At 42.3% G+C, this 16,332-nt stretch carries 20 protein-coding genes; 19 read left to right on the top strand and 1 reads right to left on the bottom strand.

Features of this window, described 5'->3' with window-relative positions; translation table 11 throughout:
• Positions 1-32 precede the first annotated feature (32 nt).
• The 19 genes from hprK (at position 33) to B7705_RS07855 (ending at position 14,938) form a co-directional block, all read left to right on the top strand.
• The gene (hprK, locus tag B7705_RS07945; RefSeq protein WP_038805477.1) at positions 33-968 is read left to right on the top strand and encodes an HPr(Ser) kinase/phosphatase; all 936 of its coding nucleotides are present in this window, start codon (positions 33-35) and stop codon (positions 966-968) included.
• The gene (gene lgt, locus B7705_RS07940) at positions 961-1,749 is read left to right on the top strand and encodes a prolipoprotein diacylglyceryl transferase (protein WP_084948875.1); all 789 of its coding nucleotides are present in this window, start codon (positions 961-963) and stop codon (positions 1,747-1,749) included. The genes hprK and lgt overlap by 8 nt, the downstream gene beginning before the upstream one ends.
• On the top strand, positions 1,750-2,133 hold the full coding sequence (locus tag B7705_RS07935) for a DUF948 domain-containing protein (RefSeq protein ID WP_000895027.1): 384 nt from the start codon (positions 1,750-1,752) through the stop codon (positions 2,131-2,133).
• Positions 2,134-2,148: 15 nt separating this feature from the next.
• Positions 2,149-2,547 (top strand): YtxH domain-containing protein, encoded by a 399-nt coding sequence (locus B7705_RS07930; RefSeq protein ID WP_084948873.1) that lies wholly within the window; start codon positions 2,149-2,151, stop codon positions 2,545-2,547.
• Positions 2,548-2,620: 73 nt separating this feature from the next.
• Positions 2,621-3,751, top strand: coding sequence for a radical SAM family heme chaperone HemW (gene hemW / locus B7705_RS07925; RefSeq protein WP_084948872.1), 1,131 nt, complete (start codon positions 2,621-2,623; stop codon positions 3,749-3,751).
• A gap of 4 nt (positions 3,752-3,755) precedes the next feature.
• A complete protein-coding gene (locus B7705_RS07920) occupies positions 3,756-4,493 on the top strand; it encodes an acyl-[acyl-carrier-protein] thioesterase (protein WP_049550086.1) in 738 nt (245 codons plus the stop codon).
• 10 nt (positions 4,494-4,503) lie between these two features.
• Positions 4,504-5,277, top strand: coding sequence for a TIGR01457 family HAD-type hydrolase (locus B7705_RS07915; RefSeq protein ID WP_084948870.1), 774 nt, complete (start codon positions 4,504-4,506; stop codon positions 5,275-5,277).
• A complete protein-coding gene (locus B7705_RS07910; RefSeq protein ID WP_084948868.1) occupies positions 5,267-5,887 on the top strand; it encodes a TIGR01906 family membrane protein in 621 nt (206 codons plus the stop codon). Before B7705_RS07915 ends, B7705_RS07910 begins: the two co-directional genes overlap by 11 nt.
• A gap of 197 nt (positions 5,888-6,084) precedes the next feature.
• Entirely contained in the window at positions 6,085-6,486 is a 402-nt protein-coding gene (locus B7705_RS07905; protein ID WP_004246303.1) for a Spx/MgsR family RNA polymerase-binding regulatory protein, read from the top strand.
• Positions 6,487-6,765 carry a UPF0223 family protein gene (locus tag B7705_RS07900; protein WP_084948866.1) on the top strand — a complete coding sequence of 93 codons (279 nt, stop codon included), beginning with the start codon at positions 6,487-6,489 and terminating at the stop codon, positions 6,763-6,765. It abuts the gene before it with no gap.
• On the top strand, positions 6,755-7,528 hold the full coding sequence (locus B7705_RS07895; protein ID WP_084948864.1) for an inositol monophosphatase family protein: 774 nt from the start codon (positions 6,755-6,757) through the stop codon (positions 7,526-7,528). Before B7705_RS07900 ends, B7705_RS07895 begins: the two co-directional genes overlap by 11 nt.
• A complete protein-coding gene (locus B7705_RS07890; protein ID WP_084948863.1) occupies positions 7,529-8,833 on the top strand; it encodes an RsmF rRNA methyltransferase first C-terminal domain-containing protein in 1,305 nt (434 codons plus the stop codon).
• A 211-nt stretch (positions 8,834-9,044) separates the two neighbouring features.
• Entirely contained in the window at positions 9,045-9,923 is an 879-nt protein-coding gene (locus B7705_RS07885; RefSeq protein WP_084948862.1) for a phosphate ABC transporter substrate-binding protein PstS, read from the top strand.
• Positions 9,923-10,840, top strand: coding sequence for a phosphate ABC transporter permease subunit PstC (gene pstC, locus B7705_RS07880; protein ID WP_001070951.1), 918 nt, complete (start codon positions 9,923-9,925; stop codon positions 10,838-10,840). The genes B7705_RS07885 and pstC overlap by 1 nt, the downstream gene beginning before the upstream one ends.
• Entirely contained in the window at positions 10,830-11,714 is an 885-nt protein-coding gene (pstA, locus tag B7705_RS07875; RefSeq protein ID WP_084948860.1) for a phosphate ABC transporter permease PstA, read from the top strand. Before pstC ends, pstA begins: the two co-directional genes overlap by 11 nt.
• Positions 11,715-11,724: 10 nt before the next feature.
• Positions 11,725-12,528: a phosphate ABC transporter ATP-binding protein PstB gene (gene pstB / locus B7705_RS07870; RefSeq protein ID WP_009730331.1), complete on the top strand. Its 804-nt coding sequence runs from the start codon at positions 11,725-11,727 to the stop codon at positions 12,526-12,528.
• 12 nt (positions 12,529-12,540) lie between these two features.
• The gene (gene pstB, locus B7705_RS07865; RefSeq protein WP_000138670.1) at positions 12,541-13,299 is read left to right on the top strand and encodes a phosphate ABC transporter ATP-binding protein PstB; all 759 of its coding nucleotides are present in this window, start codon (positions 12,541-12,543) and stop codon (positions 13,297-13,299) included.
• Between the two features lie 11 nt (positions 13,300-13,310).
• Positions 13,311-13,964 carry a phosphate signaling complex protein PhoU gene (phoU, locus tag B7705_RS07860; RefSeq protein WP_084948859.1) on the top strand — a complete coding sequence of 218 codons (654 nt, stop codon included), beginning with the start codon at positions 13,311-13,313 and terminating at the stop codon, positions 13,962-13,964.
• Between the two features lie 158 nt (positions 13,965-14,122).
• Positions 14,123-14,938, top strand: a complete 816-nt coding sequence (locus B7705_RS07855) for an ABC transporter substrate-binding protein (protein ID WP_084948857.1) — start codon at positions 14,123-14,125, stop codon at positions 14,936-14,938.
• Between the two features lie 21 nt (positions 14,939-14,959).
• On the opposite strand, the gene B7705_RS07850 is transcribed toward B7705_RS07855, so the two are convergent.
• Positions 14,960-16,231 (bottom strand): aminotransferase-like domain-containing protein, encoded by a 1,272-nt coding sequence (locus tag B7705_RS07850; protein WP_084948856.1) that lies wholly within the window; start codon positions 16,229-16,231, stop codon positions 14,960-14,962.
• Between the last annotated feature and the right edge of the window lie 101 nt (positions 16,232-16,332).

Genomic DNA, 16,332 nt, shown 5'->3' with positions numbered 1-16,332 from the left:
TAGTAGGGAGAACTCGATTGAAGGAGGAAATTATGTCGGTTTTAGTAAGAGAAGTCATTGAAAAGCTCAGACTAGATATTGTCTATGGTGAAGGCGAATTGCTTGAAAAGGAAATCAATACTGCGGACATTATGAGACCTGGTCTTGAAATGACGGGCTATTTTGATTACTATACTCCAGAACGGATTCAACTGTTAGGGATGAAGGAGTGGTCCTATTTGGTCGCCATGCCTGCCCATAACCGTTATCAAGTTTTGAAGAAAATGTTTCTACCTGAAACACCTGCTGTCATCGTTGCTCGTGGCTTGGTAGTGCCAGAAGAAATGTTGAAAGCTGCTAGGGAATGTAAGATTGCGATTTTAACCAGTCGAACATCAACTAGTCGTTTATCTGGAGAGTTATCTAGCTACCTTGATTCCCGTTTGGCTGAACGTACGAGTGTTCATGGTGTCTTGATGGACATCTATGGCATGGGGGTCTTGATCCAAGGGGATAGTGGTATCGGTAAGAGCGAGACGGGTCTTGAGCTTGTGAAACGTGGACACCGTTTAGTAGCAGATGACCGTGTAGATATCTTTGCCAAGGATGAAATGACCCTTTGGGGAGAGCCCGCTGAAATTTTGAAGCATTTGCTTGAGATTCGTGGAGTGGGTATTATTGACGTGATGAGTCTCTACGGAGCAAGCGCTGTAAAAGATTCTTCACAAGTTCAGCTGGCAGTCTATTTGGAAAATTACGATACCCATAAGACCTTTGACCGTCTAGGAAACAATGCCGAAGAACTCGAAGTTTCTGGTGTGACGATTCCGCGTATCCGCATCCCAGTAAAAACAGGACGCAATATCTCCGTTGTTATTGAGGCGGCAGCCATGAACTATCGCGCTAAAGAAATGGGATTTGATGCGACGCGTTTATTTGAAGAACGCTTGACTAATCTCATCTCCAAAAATGAGGTGAAAGATGATTAATCCAGTTGCATTTGAAATCGGTCCTTTTTCCATTCGTTGGTATGCCCTGTGTATTGTTGCAGGCTTGGTCTTGGCTGTCTACCTTGCTATGAAAGAAGCTCCTAAAAAGAAAATTCTATCAGATGATATTTTGGATTTTATCCTGATTGCTTTTCCAGTTGCGATTTTAGGTGCTAGACTTTACTATGTGCTTTTTCGCTTAGATTATTATCTGCAAAATCCAGGTGAAATCATTGCCATCTGGAATGGTGGTTTGGCCATTTATGGAGGTTTGATAGCAGGGGCTATTGTTCTTTATATCTTTGCAGATAGAAAGCTGATTAATACTTGGGATTTCTTAGATATTGCAGCACCGAGCGTCATGATTGCCCAGAGTTTAGGGCGCTGGGGGAACTTCTTTAACCAAGAAGCCTACGGTGCAGCGGTAGATAGTCTGGATTATTTGCCAGGCTTTATCCGTGATCAGATGTACATTGAGGGGAGCTACCGTCAACCGACCTTCCTATATGAGTCGGTTTGGAATCTGATTGGTTTTGCTTTGATTTTGATTTTTAGACGAAAATTAAAGGGAATCAGACGTGGTCAGATCACTGCTTTCTACTTGATTTGGTATGGCTTTGGTCGTATGATTATCGAAGGGATGCGGACGGATAGTCTCATGTTCTTTGGTCTGCGAGTTTCTCAATGGTTATCAGTTATCCTTATCGGACTTGGTATTTTTATCATACTTTATCAAAATCGAAAGAAAGCCCCTTTCTATCATACAGAGGAGGAAAAATAAATGTTAGAAGTTGCATATATTCTTGTTGCGATTGCTTTGATTGTCTGTTTAGTCTATTTGACAATCACGATTCAAAAAGCAGGTCGTATGATTGATGAGACAGAGAAGACCATCAAAACGTTGAGCTCAGATGTGAACGTTACCTTGCATCAGACTAATGAATTGTTGGCTAAGGTCAATGTGTTGGCAGACGATATCAATATCAAAGTTGCGACGATTGATCCACTTTTTACAGCTGTGGCGGACTTGTCAGAGTCAGTATCTGATCTCAACCAACATGCACGTGTCTTGGGTAAAAAAGCCTCATCAGCTGGTTCAAAGACCATTAAAACAGGCGCAAGCTTGTCCGCTCTTCGTTTCGCAAGTAAATTTTTCAAAAAATAAAAAAGGAGAAATCTTATGGGTAAACTATCCTCAATCCTTTTAGGAACGGTTTCAGGTGCAGCTCTTGCTTTGTTTTTGACGAGTGATAAGGGCAAGCAGGTTTGTAGTCAAGCTCAGGATTTTCTAGATGATTTGAGAGAAGATCCAGAATATGCTAGAGAGCAGGTTTGTGAAAAATTGACAGAAGTGAAGGAACAGGCAAGGGACTTTGTGCTGAAAACAAAGGAACAAGTAGAATCTGGTGAAATCACTTTTGATAGTGTCCTTGACCAAGCCAAGACTTGTGCTCGACAAGCGACAGAAGCGTCAAAGGAAACCTTTAACAACCTCAAAGAGCAGTGGCAAGAACAGTCAGCAACTCTAGACGTTGCTGCAGACCAAGAAGAAATCATCATCGATATTACTGAAGTATAAAGTATCACCATCTCTAGTTCTTGGAGATGGTGATTTTTATCTGCAAACCTGTCTTTGTGGTATAATAAATACTATGCAGAAAAAACCAACGTCCGCCTACGTGCATATTCCCTTTTGCACACAGATTTGTTATTATTGTGACTTTTCAAAAGTATTTATCAAGAATCAACCAGTAGATAGTTACCTGGAGCATCTGCTAGAGGAGTTTCGTTCTTATGATATCCAAAAGTTGCGAACTCTCTATATTGGAGGTGGGACGCCAACGGCTTTGTCCGCTTCGCAATTAGAGTTGCTCTTAGATGGCTTGACTAAAAATCTAGACTTATCTGTCTTGGAAGAGTTGACCATTGAGGCCAATCCAGGCGACTTGGACGCAGATAAGATTGCGGTTTTGAAACAGTCGCCAGTCAATCGTGTTTCCTTGGGTGTGCAGACTTTTGATGACAAAATGCTGAAAAAGATTGGGCGTAGTCACTTGGAGAATGATATTTATGAGAATATCGACCGCCTCAAACTCGCTGGTTTTGATAATATCTCCATCGATCTAATCTATGCTCTACCTAGTCAAACTATGGCTCAGGTCAAGGATAATGTAGCTAAGGCTATTTCGCTTGATATTCCTCATATGAGCCTTTATAGCTTGATTTTGGAGAATCATACGGTCTTTATGAACCGCATGAGACGTGGGAAATTGCCCCTGCCCAAAGAAGAGTTAGAAGCAGAGATGTTTGAGTACATCATCGCAGAGCTTGAGCGAGCTGGTTTTGAGCATTATGAGATTTCCAATTTCTCTAAACCTGGCTTTGAAAGTCGCCACAATCTCATGTACTGGGACAATGCTGAGTATTATGGTATCGGTGCGGGTGCTTCGGGTTATGTGGATGGAATTCGTTATAAGAATCACGGTCCTATCCGCCACTATCTCAATGCGGTAGAGGCAGGAAATGCTCGGATTACAGAAGAACACCTGAGTCAAAGCGAGCAGATGGAAGAAGAAATGTTCCTAGGACTCCGCAAGAAATCTGGAGTTTCCATGGCGCGATTTGAGGAAAAATTTGGATGCTCCTTTGAAGGACTTTATGGAGAAATCGTCAAAGACTTAACCCAACAGGGTCTTATGCAGATAGATGGTGATCGTGTCCGAATGACAAAGAGAGGTCTCTTTTTAGGAGACACTGTAGCAGAACGATTTATTTTGGAGTAGAACGATGGGCTTAACTTATCAAATGAAAATGAAAATTCCTTTTGATATGGCGGACATGAACGGTCATATCAAACTTCCAGATGTGATTTTGCTGTCCTTGCAAGTATCAGGTATGCAATCGATTGAGCTAGGAGTCAGTGACAAGGATGTGCTAGAACGTTACAATCTAGTCTGGATTATTACAGACTATGCGATTGACGTGGTTCGCTTGCCACGCTTTGCTGAGGAGATTACGATTGAAACAGAAGCACTGACTTACAATCGTCTTTTTTGCTACCGCCGTTTCACTATCTATGATGAAGCAGGTCAAGAAATCATTCGAATGGTAGCAACCTTTGTTCTCATGGACAGAGACAGTCGTAAAGTTCATGCTGTCGAACCGGAGATTGTTGCTCCTTACCAGTCTGAGTTTGATAAAAAACTCATCCGTGGGCCAAAGTATGCAAATCTAGAAGATCCGATCAGTAAAGACTACCATGTTCGTTTTTACGACTTGGATATGAATGGTCATGTCAATAATAGCAAATACCTGGATTGGATTTTTGAGGTCATGGGAGCAGATTTTTTGACCAAGTATATTCCAAAGAAAATCAATCTCAAATATGTCAAAGAAGTGCGACCGGGTGGTATGATTGCCTCAGCTTATGAACTCAAGGGACTAGAAAGCAAACATGAGATTATCAGTGATGGGGAGATCAATGCCCAAGCTATGATTACTTGGCAAGAAATTGAAGCGAATTAGAAAGGGCGATATGGCTTATAAAGGTTATTTAATTGATTTAGACGGGACTATTTACAAGGGGAAGGACCGAATTCCGGCAGGTGAGGCTTTTGTGCATGAACTGCAAAAGCGAGAAATTCCCTATCTCTTTGTGACTAATAATACAACCCGAACTCCAGAGAGTGTTCAAGAGATGTTGGCTCAGAATTTTAACATTAATACCCCTCTATCAACTGTCTACACGGCAACTCTGGCAACCATAGACTATATGAACGACTTGGGACTGGAAAAGACAGTCTATGTCATCGGCGAAGCTGGGCTCAAGGATGCCATTCAGGCAGCTGGTTATGTCGAAGACAAGGAAAATCCTGCCTATGTGGTAGTTGGACTGGACTGGCAAGTGGACTATGAAAAATTTGCCACAGCAACTCTAGCTATCCAAAAGGGTGCTCACTTTATCGGAACCAACCCTGACCTCAATATCCCGACGGAGCGTGGTCTTTTGCCAGGTGCTGGTTCACTAATTACACTTCTTGAAGTAGCAACACGAGTAAAACCAGTTTATATTGGGAAACCAAATGCTATCATCATGGTCAAGGCGGTTGAACACTTAGGTTTGAAAAGAGAAGAATTGCTCATGGTTGGGGACAACTACCTGACAGATATCCGAGCAGGGATTGACAATGGCATTCCAACGCTCTTGGTGACGACAGGTTTTACCAAGGCAGAAGAAGTGGCGGACTTGCCGATTGCACCAACTCATGTGGTTTCTAGCCTTGCGGAGTGGAATTTTGATGAAAACTAAACTGACCTTTTTGGGAAGTATGCTCTTTCTCCTCTCCCTTTCTATTCTCTTAACCATTTATCTGGCTTGGATTTTCTATCCCATGGAGATTCAGTGGCTGAACTTAGCGGATCGAGTCTATCTAAAGCCCGAAACCATTCAGTACAACTTTCATATCTTGATGAATTATCTGACCAATCCCTTTAGTCAGGTCTTAGAGATGCCGGATTTTCGTTCATCAGCGGCAGGTCTACACCACTTTGCGGTGGTGAAGAATCTCTTCCACTTGGTTCAGCTAGTTGCCCTAGTGACATTACCAAGTTTCTATTTCTTTGTTAGAAAAATTGTAAAAAAAGGCTTTCTGCCCCTATATCGTAAAAGTATCCTGGCCCTAGTGCTATTGCCTCTAGTCATTGGCCTTGTAGGAGTGTTAATTGGTTTTGAGCAATTCTTTACTCTTTTCCATCAGATTCTCTTTGTGGGAGATGATACCTGGCTTTTTGATCCCGCAAAGGATCCCGTTATTTTGATTTTACCAGAGGCCTTCTTCCTCCATGCTTTCCTTCTCTTCTTTGGACTCTATGAAAGTTTCTTTGGTTTTCTTTATTTGAAAAGTCGTAGAATACTTTAATGTGTTGCATTGATAAAACAGAGATGAAGTTAAAAATTCTTACGAGGAGTGAATTAACTTCATTGGAATTGAGTAATTCGTTCGCATACAGTCTATTTTTCTAGAAAAAAATATGCTTTTTTCTAGAAATTGCTAGTCAAGCGCTTTATTTTTTTGTATAATAAGAATAGCAAAGTATAGATAAAGAAGAGAAAAGCATGATTACACTATTTTTATCACCGAGCTGTACATCATGTCGTAAGGCAAAGGCCTGGTTAGAGACGCATAAAGTTCCTTTTGAGGAGCACAATATTATGACCAGTCCTTTAACAAGAAAAGAATTGCAACACATTCTTTCCTTGACCGAAAATGGTACTGATGACATCATTTCAACTCGTTCAAAAATTTTCCAAAAATTGGATATTGATGTAGAGAGTATTTCGGTATCGGAGTTGCTTCAGTTGATTGAGCAATATCCTAGTCTTTTGCGTCGCCCAATTATTATAGACACCAAACGCATGCAGATCGGTTTTAATGAAGATGAGATTCGTGCTTTTCTCCCTCGTAGTTACCGTAAACAAGAACTGAAAGAAGCAACATTGAGAGCTGGTATTGGATAGATGAACAAACAGTATAGTTACCCACTAGATTTGTCGTGGAGCACTGAAGAACTTGCTTCAGTGCTTTCTTTTTTTAATGATGTTGAAGCTGCCTATGAAGACAAGGTAGAGGCTAAGAAACTGCTAGATTCCTATAAGGAATTTAAGTCTGTGGTCCCGAGCAAAAGTGAAGAAAAGCGCCTAGGTCGCGAATTTGAGACGGCTAGCGGTTATTCCTTCTATCGTGCAGTTCAATTAGCAAAAGAAAAAAGAGAAGGGAAGATTTCTCTTGGAAACTAAATTTGAATTTGCCAAACAGATTGTGCAGGAAGCTGCTGACTATATTTTGGCTCACATGAAAGAAGATTTGCAGGTTGAGCGCAAGTCTTCGCCTACAGACTTGGTGACGCGTTTGGACAAGGAGGTCCAGGAACTCTTGGTTGATCGGATCAAGTCCTCCTATCCTGAGGACTTGATTTGCGCGGAAGAGGGTTGTTTACGTGCTGCAGTCGGTCAAGGTTCCGTTTGGGTGATTGATCCCATTGACGGTACCAATAACTTTGTCGCTCAGCAGGAAGATTTTGCTGTTATGTTGGCCTATTTTGAGGATGGTGTGGGCAAATTTGGCGTCATCTACGATGTCATAAAAGGTGATTGCTATCATGGTGGTGGTGCCTTTCCTCCTTATCGTAATAATGCTCCCTTACCGGCTTTTAAAAAGAAACCTCTTCAAGAATTTTTAGTTGCCGGTAACTCAGGTATGTTTGAAACCAATGAGTGGGGCTTGGCGGATTTGGGGCGAGCAGCGTTGGGAGTCCGTGTTTACGGCAGTGCGGCCATTAGTTTTGCCAAGGTTTTATCGGGTCGCCTTCTGACTTATATTACCTACTTGCAACCATGGGATTACGCTGCAGCCAGTATCTTAGGGGAAAGTCTGGGCTATCGACTTCTTACAGTCTCTGGAGAGCCCGTTGATTTTCAAACACGCCAGCCTGTCATGATGGTGCCAATCGAGATGCAAAAAGAGATTCAGTCCTATATTTATGAAAGGAAAGAAAACTAAATGCAATTTCCAGAAGGATTTGTTGAAAAATATGAAGCGATACTAGAAGATGAGGCAAGAGATTTTCTTGCCTCTTTTAAACAAGACGCAGTATCGGCTTTTCGAGTTAATCCCTTAAAAGAAAGTCAGCTATCGTTTGCTGATGCCATTCCTCATACACCTTGGGGACACTATGGCAAGGTCTCAGGGAAGTCACCAGAGCACGTGACAGGTTTTGTTTATTCGCAAGAGCCTGCAGCCCAAATGGTGGCCCAGGTAGCTCAACCCCTTCCAGGTATGAAGGTCTTGGACTTGGCGGCAGCACCAGGTGGAAAATCCACTCAACTAGCAGCTTATCTGGCTAATCAAGGAGTCCTTGTTTCCAACGAAATTTCAAGCAAGCGTGCTAAGATTTTAGTGGAAAATATGGAGCGATTTGGAGCGACAAATGTTGTCGTGATCAATGAATCTGCTGACCGCTTGGCTCAGGTTTTTAAAGGTTATTTTGATGTGATTGTCCTTGATGCACCTTGCTCGGGTGAAGGGATGTTTCGTAAGCAGCCAGATGCCATGGATTATTGGAGTACCGATTATCCTAGCCAATGTGCTAGTCTCCAAAGAGAAATTCTAGAAGATGCAGTGACCATGCTTGCAGAAGGTGGTCGTTTGGTCTATTCGACCTGTACTTGGGCACCTGAGGAAAACGAAGAAATCGTTCACTGGTTACTTGATACTTATGATTTTGAACTGCTTCCAGTCGAACATGTGAATGGTATGGTAGCAGGAATTGACCTTCCTGAAACGGCTCGGATGTACCCTCATCATTTCAAGGGAGAAGGCCAGTTTGTTGCCCACCTGCAGTTTAAGGGAGAAAATCCAGCACCTAAATTCAAGGCTAGCAAGAGCAATCTCAGTCGTGAACAACTGGCTTTGTGGCATGATTTTGCCCAAAAACACTTGCGGGTCAATCTAACTGGTATCTTGCAGACTTTTGGAGATCAACTTTATCTCTTGCCAGAGAGGCTACCTGATCTAGGGAAACTCAAAATTGCCCGAAATGGACTTCATCTGGGTACTTTTAAGAAGAAACGCTTCGAACCAAGCTTTGCTCTGGGATTAGCCTTAAAACCAAGTCAAGTACTACAAAGTGTCGAAATCAATGATGAGGACTTTGTGAAATATGTGGCTGGCGAGACTGTTCAGCTAGCTGAAAGTCTACCAAATGGATGGTATCAAGTCCTTGTTCATGGAAACGGATTAGGCTTTGCCAAGGTAACGGGAAATGTTTTGAAAAATTATTATCCAAAAGGGCTCAGATTCAGGTGAAAAAGCTAGTCAAAGAGCCTATTCTATGTTATATTGGAAGTATGAGTTTTTTCTGATAGTCTTTCATTTTTACTTAATTATGTGATGAATTGACTGGTCCCAAGGGGGCTTCCAGCCTATAAATCGTAAACCAAGTCTTATCATCACTGATTGATATGATAGGAACAGAAAGAAATCAGAGCATTCATCATTATGTTCAAGGAGAAAAACAGTGAAAAAAAGAAAAAAGCTCGCCCTATCTCTTGCGACTCTTTTGCTTGCAGGTTTTCTAGCAGGATGTGCAAGCTGGATTGATCGTGGAGAAACCATGACAGCCGTCGGTTCAACTGCCCTTCAGCCTCTTGTCGAAGCAGCGGCAGATGAATTTGGTTCTAGAAACATCGGAAAAACAGTTAATGTTCAAGGTGGTGGATCGGGTACAGGGCTTTCCCAAGTCCAGTCTGGAGCTGTAGACATAGGGAACTCTGACGTCTTTGCAGAGGAAAAAGAAGGAATCGATGCTTCAGCACTAGTAGATCACAAGGTTGCAGTGGCTGGTCTGGCAGTGATTGTGAACAAAGAAGTGGCTGTTGAAAATCTCACAACCGAGCAACTTCGCAAAATCTTTACAGGTGAAGTGACCAACTGGAAAGAAGTTGGGGGCAAAGACTTAGCTATTTCGATCATCAACCGAGCGGCAAGTTCGGGTTCTCGAGCAACCTTTGACAATGTCGTAATGAATGGCCAATCTGCTATGCAGAGTCAAGAGCAGGATTCCAATGGAATGGTCAAGTCAATTGTTTCGCAAACTCCAGGAGCCATTTCTTACCTGGCTTTTGCCTATGTAGATGACTCCGTGAAAAGCATGAAACTGAATGGGTATGAACCTACATCTGAGAATGTAACGACCAACAACTGGCCTTTGTGGTCTTATGAACATATGTACACACTTGGTCAACCAAATGAGTTAGCTGCTGAATTCCTGAATTTCGTTCTCTCAGATGAAGCCCAAAATGGGATTGTTAAGGGCATGGGCTATATCTCCATCAATGAAATGAAAGTCCAAAAGGATGCTTTAGGTACCGTTACAGCAGTAGAAGGAGGTCAATAATGAATCAAGAAGAATTATCTAAAAAATTACTCTCTCCTTCAAAGAACTCTCGCCTTGAGAAGTTTGGTAAAGGTTTAACCTTCACCTGCCTTTCTTTGATTGTTATCATTGTGGCGATGATTTTGATTTTTGTAGCCCAAAAAGGCTTATCGACCTTCTTTGTCAATGGGGTCAACATCTTTGATTTCCTCTTTGGACAAACTTGGAATCCTTCAGGGAAACAATTTGGTGCCCTTCCAATGATTTTGGGCTCCTTTATTGTGACGATTTTATCTGCCCTCATCGCAACACCCTTTGCTATTGGAGCTGCAGTCTTTATGACCGAGGTATCACCAAAGGGTGCAAAGATTTTGCAACCAGCCATTGAACTCCTCGTCGGTATTCCTTCAGTCGTCTATGGATTTATCGGTTTGCAAGTTGTGGTGCCTTTTGTTCGTAGCGTCTTTGGTGGAACTGGTTTTGGGATTTTGTCAGGGATTTTCGTTCTTTTTGTCATGATTCTACCAACTGTAACTTTTATGACAACAGACAGTTTGCGTGCTGTGCCTCGTCACTATCGTGAAGCGAGTTTGGCTATGGGAGCGACTCGCTGGCAAACCATCTGGCGTGTGACCTTGAAAGCAGCACGCTCAGGTATTTTCACAGCAGTAGTCTTTGGAATGGCACGTGCCTTTGGTGAAGCCCTTGCTATTCAGATGGTGGTCGGAAACTCAGCAGTTATCCCAACCTCGCTAACAACACCAGCTGCGACTTTGACTTCTGTTTTGACTATGGGAATTGGGAATACCGTCATGGGAACGGTTGATAATAACGTTCTCTGGTCACTGGCCTTAGTCTTGCTCTTGATGAGTTTGGCCTTTAACAGTGTGATTAAATTGATTACGAAAGAAAGAGGAAAGAAAAACTATGCACGCTAAGAAATTAGATAAACTTGCAACAGCTGTCCTCTATACCATCGCGGGTATCATCGTGACCATTCTGGCATCTTTGATTCTCTATATCTTGGTGAGAGGGTTACCGCACATCTCTTGGTCCTTCTTGACTGGGAAATCCTCCTCTTATCAAGCAGGTGGGGGTATCGGGATTCAGCTCTACAATTCCTTCTTCCTTTTGGTCATTACCTTGATCATTTCTGTTCCCCTGTCTATGGGAGCTGGCGTTTTCCTCGCTGAGTATGCCAAAAAAGGACCTGTGACCAATTTTATTCGTACCTGTATTGAGATTTTGTCTTCTCTACCATCAGTCGTTGTGGGTCTCTTTGGTTACTTGATCTTTGTAGTCCAGTTTGAGTATGGATTTTCAATCATTTCAGGTGCCTTGGCCTTGACGGTCTTTAACCTCCCTCAGATGACTCGAAATGTTGAGGACAGTTTAAAACATGTTCACCATACACAACGTGAGGCTGGTCTGGCCCTTGGAATTTCACGTTGGGAGACTGTAGTTCATGTTGTCATTCCAGAAGCTCTTCCAGGCATCGTAACGGGTGTTGTCTTGGCATCTGGCCGTATCTTTGGTGAGGCTGCCGCTCTTATCTATACGGCAGGACAGTCTGCACCAGCCCTAGACTGGTCTAACTGGAATATTCTCAGTGTTACCAGCCCCATCTCAATCTTCCGTCAAGCAGAAACCTTGGCTGTCCACATCTGGAAAGTCAATAGCGAGGGAACCATTCCTGATGCTACCATCGTGTCTGCAGGTTCTGCAGCTGTGCTCCTCATCTTTATCTTAATCTTTAACTTTGGAGCACGCAAATTCGGAAGCTATTTACACAAGAAATTAACCGCTGCCTAAAGGAGAAGCCATGTCAAAATATAACTGGGATGAAAAGCATATCATCACCTTCCCTGAAGAAAAAGTGGCCCTCTCAACCAAGGATTTACATGTTTACTATGGTAAAAATGAATCCATTAAGGGCATCGATATGCAATTTGAAAGAAATAAAATTACAGCCTTGATTGGTCCGTCTGGATCTGGGAAATCTACCTACCTTCGCAGTCTCAACCGGATGAATGATACCATTGACATTGCCAAGGTAACAGGGCAAATCCTCTACCAAGGAATTGATGTCAACCGTCCAGAAATCAATGTCTATGAGATGCGCAAGCATATCGGAATGGTCTTCCAACGGCCAAATCCATTTGCCAAGTCTATCTACCGCAACATTACTTTTGCCCACGAACGTGCAGGAGTTAAGGATAAGAAGGTCTTGGATGAAATTGTGGAAACTTCTCTCCGTCAGGCTGCCCTTTGGGACCAGGTCAAAGATGATTTGCACAAGTCAGCCTTGATGCTTTCTGGTGGTCAGCAACAACGTCTCTGTATCGCTCGAGCTATCTCTGTTAAACCAGACATTCTTTTGATGGATGAGCCAGCGTCAGCCTTGGATCCAATTGCGACAGCCCAGCTTGAAGAAACCATGCTGGAGTTGAAGAAAGACTTTACCATCATCATCGTGACCCACAGTATGCAGCAGGCTGCCCGTGCAAGTGACTACACTGGATTTTTCTACTTGGGCGATTTGATTGAGTATGATAAGACATCCAATATTTTCCAAAATGCTAAGTTACAGTCAACCAATGACTATGTAACGGGACACTTTGGTTAGAAAGGAAACAGCATGACAGAACCGATTTTGCAGGTTAAAGACCTGTCCGTTTATTACAACAAAAAGAAGGCCTTGAATAGTGTTTCTCTTTCTTTTCAACCCAAGGAAATAACCGCCCTCATTGGTCCGTCAGGTTCAGGGAAGTCAACTCTTCTCAAGGCCATCAACCGCATGGGAGATTTAAACCCTGAGGTGACAACAACTGGGACAGTGATTTATAATGGCCACAACATTTACAGCCCTCGTACCGATACGGTTGAATTGCGTAAGGAGATCGGCATGGTTTTCCAACAGCCCAATCCCTTCCCTATGTCTATCTACGAAAATGTTGTTTACGGACTACGTATCAATGGGGTCAAGGATAAGCAAGTTCTTGATGAAGCAGTAGAAAAGGCCTTGCAACGTGCTTCTATCTGGGATGAAGTCAAGGATCGTTTGCATGATTCGGCCATTGGTCTCTCAGGAGGTCAACAGCAACGTGTCTGTGTTGCCCGTGTTTTGGCAACCAGCCCGAAAATCATCCTCTTAGATGAACCAACTTCAGCTTTGGATCCTATTTCTGCAGGTAAGATTGAGGAAACCTTGTATGGTCTGAAAGATAAATACACCATGCTCTTGGTAACGCGTTCGATGCAACAGGCCTCACGTATCTCTGATAAGACAGGTTTTTTCCTAGATGGAGATTTGATTGAGTTTAATGATACGAAGAAGATGTTCCTTTCCCCTCAAAACAAGGAAACAGAAGATTATATTACAGGAAAATTTGGATAAGGAGTTGAATGATGTTACGATCACAATTTGAAGAAGATTTGGAGAAATTGCACAACCAGTTCTACGCCATGGGACAAGAAGTGCTCTCACAAATCAATCGTACAGTGCGCGCCTTTGTCACGCACGATCGTGATTTGGCAAAAGAAGTTATCGAGGAAGATGCAGAGATAAATGAATACGAAGTGAAACTAGAAAAGAAATCATTTGAAATGATTGCCCTCCAGCAACCTGTTTCGCAAGACCTTCGTACTGTCTTGACAGTTCTCAAGGCCGTATCCGACTTGGAACGCATGGGAGATCACGCGGTGTCAATTGCGAAAGCAACTATTCGCATGAAGGGAGAGCAACGTATCCCTGCTGTTGAAGAAGAAATCAAAAAGATGGGACGCGACGTGAAAAACTTTGTCGAAGCAGCTCTAGATCTCTATCTCAACGGTTCTGTGGATCAAGCATATGAAGTAGCAGCTCTGGACGAAAAAATCAACCATTACTTTGATAGCATCCGTGATTTAGCTACAGAAGAAATCAAGAAAAATCCGGAAGCCATTGTTACAGGACGTGATTACTTCCAAGTCATTTCATTCTTGGAACGTATCGGGGACTACGCAAAAAATATCTGTGAATGGGTTGTTTACTTTGAAACAGGTAAAATCGTCGAACTCTAAAAAATGGATTAAAGATGCAATAAAAAAGGCTAATCAACTAAGATTAGTCTTTATTTTTGAATAAAAAGAATTTTTTTAAAATGAAAATTCTGAAAATATTGACAAGTATTTTCAAAAGAGTTGTAATTATTCAGAAATAACAGAAAGGTCGTTTATTTATGAAGTTTAAGAAATGGATATTAGTTGTATGTAGTATGCTAGCTAGCATGATATTAGTAGCTTGTCAGTCAGGTACAGATAGTTCCCAGTCTACTGTGGATGCTATCAAACAAAAAGGGAAGCTAGTTGTGGCGACTAGTCCAGACTATGCACCATTTGAATTCCAATCCTTGGTAGATGGTAAAAACCAAGTGGTTGGTGCAGATATTGATATGGCTCAAGCGATTGCGGATGAACTTGGAGTTAAGCTTGAAATCTCTAGTATGAGTTTTGACAATGTCTTGACTAGTCTTCAAACTGGAAAGGCTGACTTGGCTATTGCAGGAATTAGTGCCACCGATGAGAGAAAGGAAGTCTTTGACTTTTCAATTCCTTACTATGAAAACAAGATGAGTTTCTTGGTTAGAAAAGCCGATTTAGACAAATACAAGGATCTTTCAAACCTAGCAAGTGCAAATATCGCAGCTCAAAAGGGAACCGTTCCAGAAACTATGGTGAAGGAACAATTGCCAAATGCCCAATTGACATCCTTGACCAATATGGGTGAAGCAGTCAATGAATTGCAGGCTGGAAAAGTGGATGCTGTTCATATGGATGAACCAGTGGCTCTTAGTTACGTAGGTAAAAACTCAGACCTTGTCGTTGCGACAGCTACTTTGACGATGAAAGATGGCGAAGCCAATGCCGTTGCCATCAAGAAGAATCAATCAGACTTGAAAGCAGTAGTAGATAAGGTTATCCAAAAACTAAAAGATGATGGAACGTATCAAACCTATCTAGAAAAAGCAGCGAAACTAACAGAAGTTGAACAATAAAAAAGAAAGCAGAGTTGGACTTTAATCCAATTCTGCTTTTATGTATTGTAATAGTGCTTCTAGATTTTCGAGAGAGACTTTGGCAAACTGATAAGGACAGGCTTCCAAATAAGCCTCTTCAAAGAAGTCTAGTTTGAGTGAGCTATGCTTTAAACTGGCAATTTTAGGATAATTTCTCAAATCAAGGAGAAGGCCATCGTGTAGAGGATAGTAGGGCAAGGGACAGGTGTTTTTTTTAAGTACTTCCTTTATCCGAGTCTGATAGTTCTCTTGAAGGGTCAGTCGAGCCAGTCGATTTTTTTCAAATAACTGACTATCGATGTACAGAGAGAGAGCCTTTTGCATGATGAGATTACTATCATAGTCCAAGATATTTTTGTAGGAAACAAAGGTCTCTTTTAGGGCATTTGGGAGAATGAGAGCGGTGATACGAAGGGCTGGAAAGAGACTGGTTGAGAAGGACTTGATATAAATGACCCGATCCTCAGTATCCAGATAGTGGAAGGTTTGACCTTTTTTAGGGTCTAAGTCTCCTAAATAGTCATCCTCGACAATGTATACTCCATACTGGTTTGCTAGATCTAGAATGGCCCTTTTTTCCTGATCAGAATAAGAATGTCCAAGAGGATAGTGGTAGCGAGGAATGGTATAGAAGAACTTGATTTTTCCAGATTTGAACTGTTCTTCTAGTTCGTCAAGGTCAATCCCATCGATTCGACGTTCAATGGTCTGGTAGGTCAATCCCTGAGCCACCAAGAGGCGATTCATTCGGTGGTAAGTCGGCTGTTCAACTAGAATCTCCTCTCCCTTACTCGGGAAGTTGATCTGAGACAGGATAAAGAGAGCTTGCTGGGTGCCAGATGTTAGAACCAGTTGGTCGGGTTTGCAGTAGAGGGCTTGGTTGAAAAGAAGTTGATGGACAGATTGTCTGAGTTCCTCAAGACCTTCTTGGTTGTCATAGTAGTTGAAGAGGTAGTTTTCTCTTCCAATCAGTGTTTCATTGACGCAGAGTCTGAAGTCGTCATAAGCACTGGCATGTTCATCAGTGACTTCGATTTCTAAGTCTTGGTGCTGTCCTTGCTCCAGAACATAGTAGCCACTTTGGGGTTTGGAATAGAGGTATTGTTCATGGCGTAATTCCAGTAGGGCTCGTTGGATAGTGTCCTTGCTACAGTGGAAGTCTTGGCTCAGTTGACGGATAGAGGGAAGTCTGCTACCAGTTGGGAATTTTCCTGATTCGATACCTTTTTTGAGAAAGGAAACGACTGCTTGGTATTTACTTTCTTTCTTCATTCCAGACCTCCCTTGATTTTGTTACATTGTACCTTTTTTTTGCCTCCTTTGCAATGGGAAAAGTATTTCTCCCTTTCACAACTAGGAGCAAATGTGGTATA

Origin of the sequence: Streptococcus oralis subsp. dentisani (assembly GCF_002096685.1) — a bacterium.
GTDB classification, from domain to species: domain Bacteria; phylum Bacillota; class Bacilli; order Lactobacillales; family Streptococcaceae; genus Streptococcus; species Streptococcus oralis_AD.
This window is presented reverse-complemented; position numbering and strand designations above follow the sequence as displayed.

Excerpts from the sequence above, each read along its gene's own strand:
- lgt (WP_084948875.1), top strand. The coding sequence starts at position 961 with ATGATTAATCCAGTTGCATTTGAAATCGGTCCTTTTTCCATTCGTTGG.
- pstB (WP_009730331.1), top strand. The coding sequence starts at position 11,725 with ATGTCAAAATATAACTGGGATGAAAAGCATATCATCACCTTCCCTGAA.
- B7705_RS07850 (WP_084948856.1), bottom strand. The coding sequence starts at position 16,231 with ATGAAGAAAGAAAGTAAATACCAAGCAGTCGTTTCCTTTCTCAAAAAA.
- B7705_RS07935 (WP_000895027.1), top strand. The coding sequence starts at position 1,750 with ATGTTAGAAGTTGCATATATTCTTGTTGCGATTGCTTTGATTGTCTGT.
- pstA (WP_084948860.1), top strand. The coding sequence starts at position 10,830 with ATGCACGCTAAGAAATTAGATAAACTTGCAACAGCTGTCCTCTATACC.
- B7705_RS07890 (WP_084948863.1), top strand. The coding sequence starts at position 7,529 with ATGCAATTTCCAGAAGGATTTGTTGAAAAATATGAAGCGATACTAGAA.
- B7705_RS07910 (WP_084948868.1), top strand. The coding sequence starts at position 5,267 with ATGAAAACTAAACTGACCTTTTTGGGAAGTATGCTCTTTCTCCTCTCC.
- phoU (WP_084948859.1), top strand. The coding sequence starts at position 13,311 with ATGTTACGATCACAATTTGAAGAAGATTTGGAGAAATTGCACAACCAG.
- hemW (WP_084948872.1), top strand. The coding sequence starts at position 2,621 with ATGCAGAAAAAACCAACGTCCGCCTACGTGCATATTCCCTTTTGCACA.
- pstB (WP_000138670.1), top strand. The coding sequence starts at position 12,541 with ATGACAGAACCGATTTTGCAGGTTAAAGACCTGTCCGTTTATTACAAC.
- B7705_RS07855 (WP_084948857.1), top strand. The coding sequence starts at position 14,123 with ATGAAGTTTAAGAAATGGATATTAGTTGTATGTAGTATGCTAGCTAGC.
- B7705_RS07930 (WP_084948873.1), top strand. The coding sequence starts at position 2,149 with ATGGGTAAACTATCCTCAATCCTTTTAGGAACGGTTTCAGGTGCAGCT.
- pstC (WP_001070951.1), top strand. The coding sequence starts at position 9,923 with ATGAATCAAGAAGAATTATCTAAAAAATTACTCTCTCCTTCAAAGAAC.
- B7705_RS07900 (WP_084948866.1), top strand. The coding sequence starts at position 6,487 with ATGAACAAACAGTATAGTTACCCACTAGATTTGTCGTGGAGCACTGAA.
- B7705_RS07920 (WP_049550086.1), top strand. The coding sequence starts at position 3,756 with ATGGGCTTAACTTATCAAATGAAAATGAAAATTCCTTTTGATATGGCG.
- hprK (WP_038805477.1), top strand. The coding sequence starts at position 33 with ATGTCGGTTTTAGTAAGAGAAGTCATTGAAAAGCTCAGACTAGATATT.
- B7705_RS07915 (WP_084948870.1), top strand. The coding sequence starts at position 4,504 with ATGGCTTATAAAGGTTATTTAATTGATTTAGACGGGACTATTTACAAG.
- B7705_RS07905 (WP_004246303.1), top strand. The coding sequence starts at position 6,085 with ATGATTACACTATTTTTATCACCGAGCTGTACATCATGTCGTAAGGCA.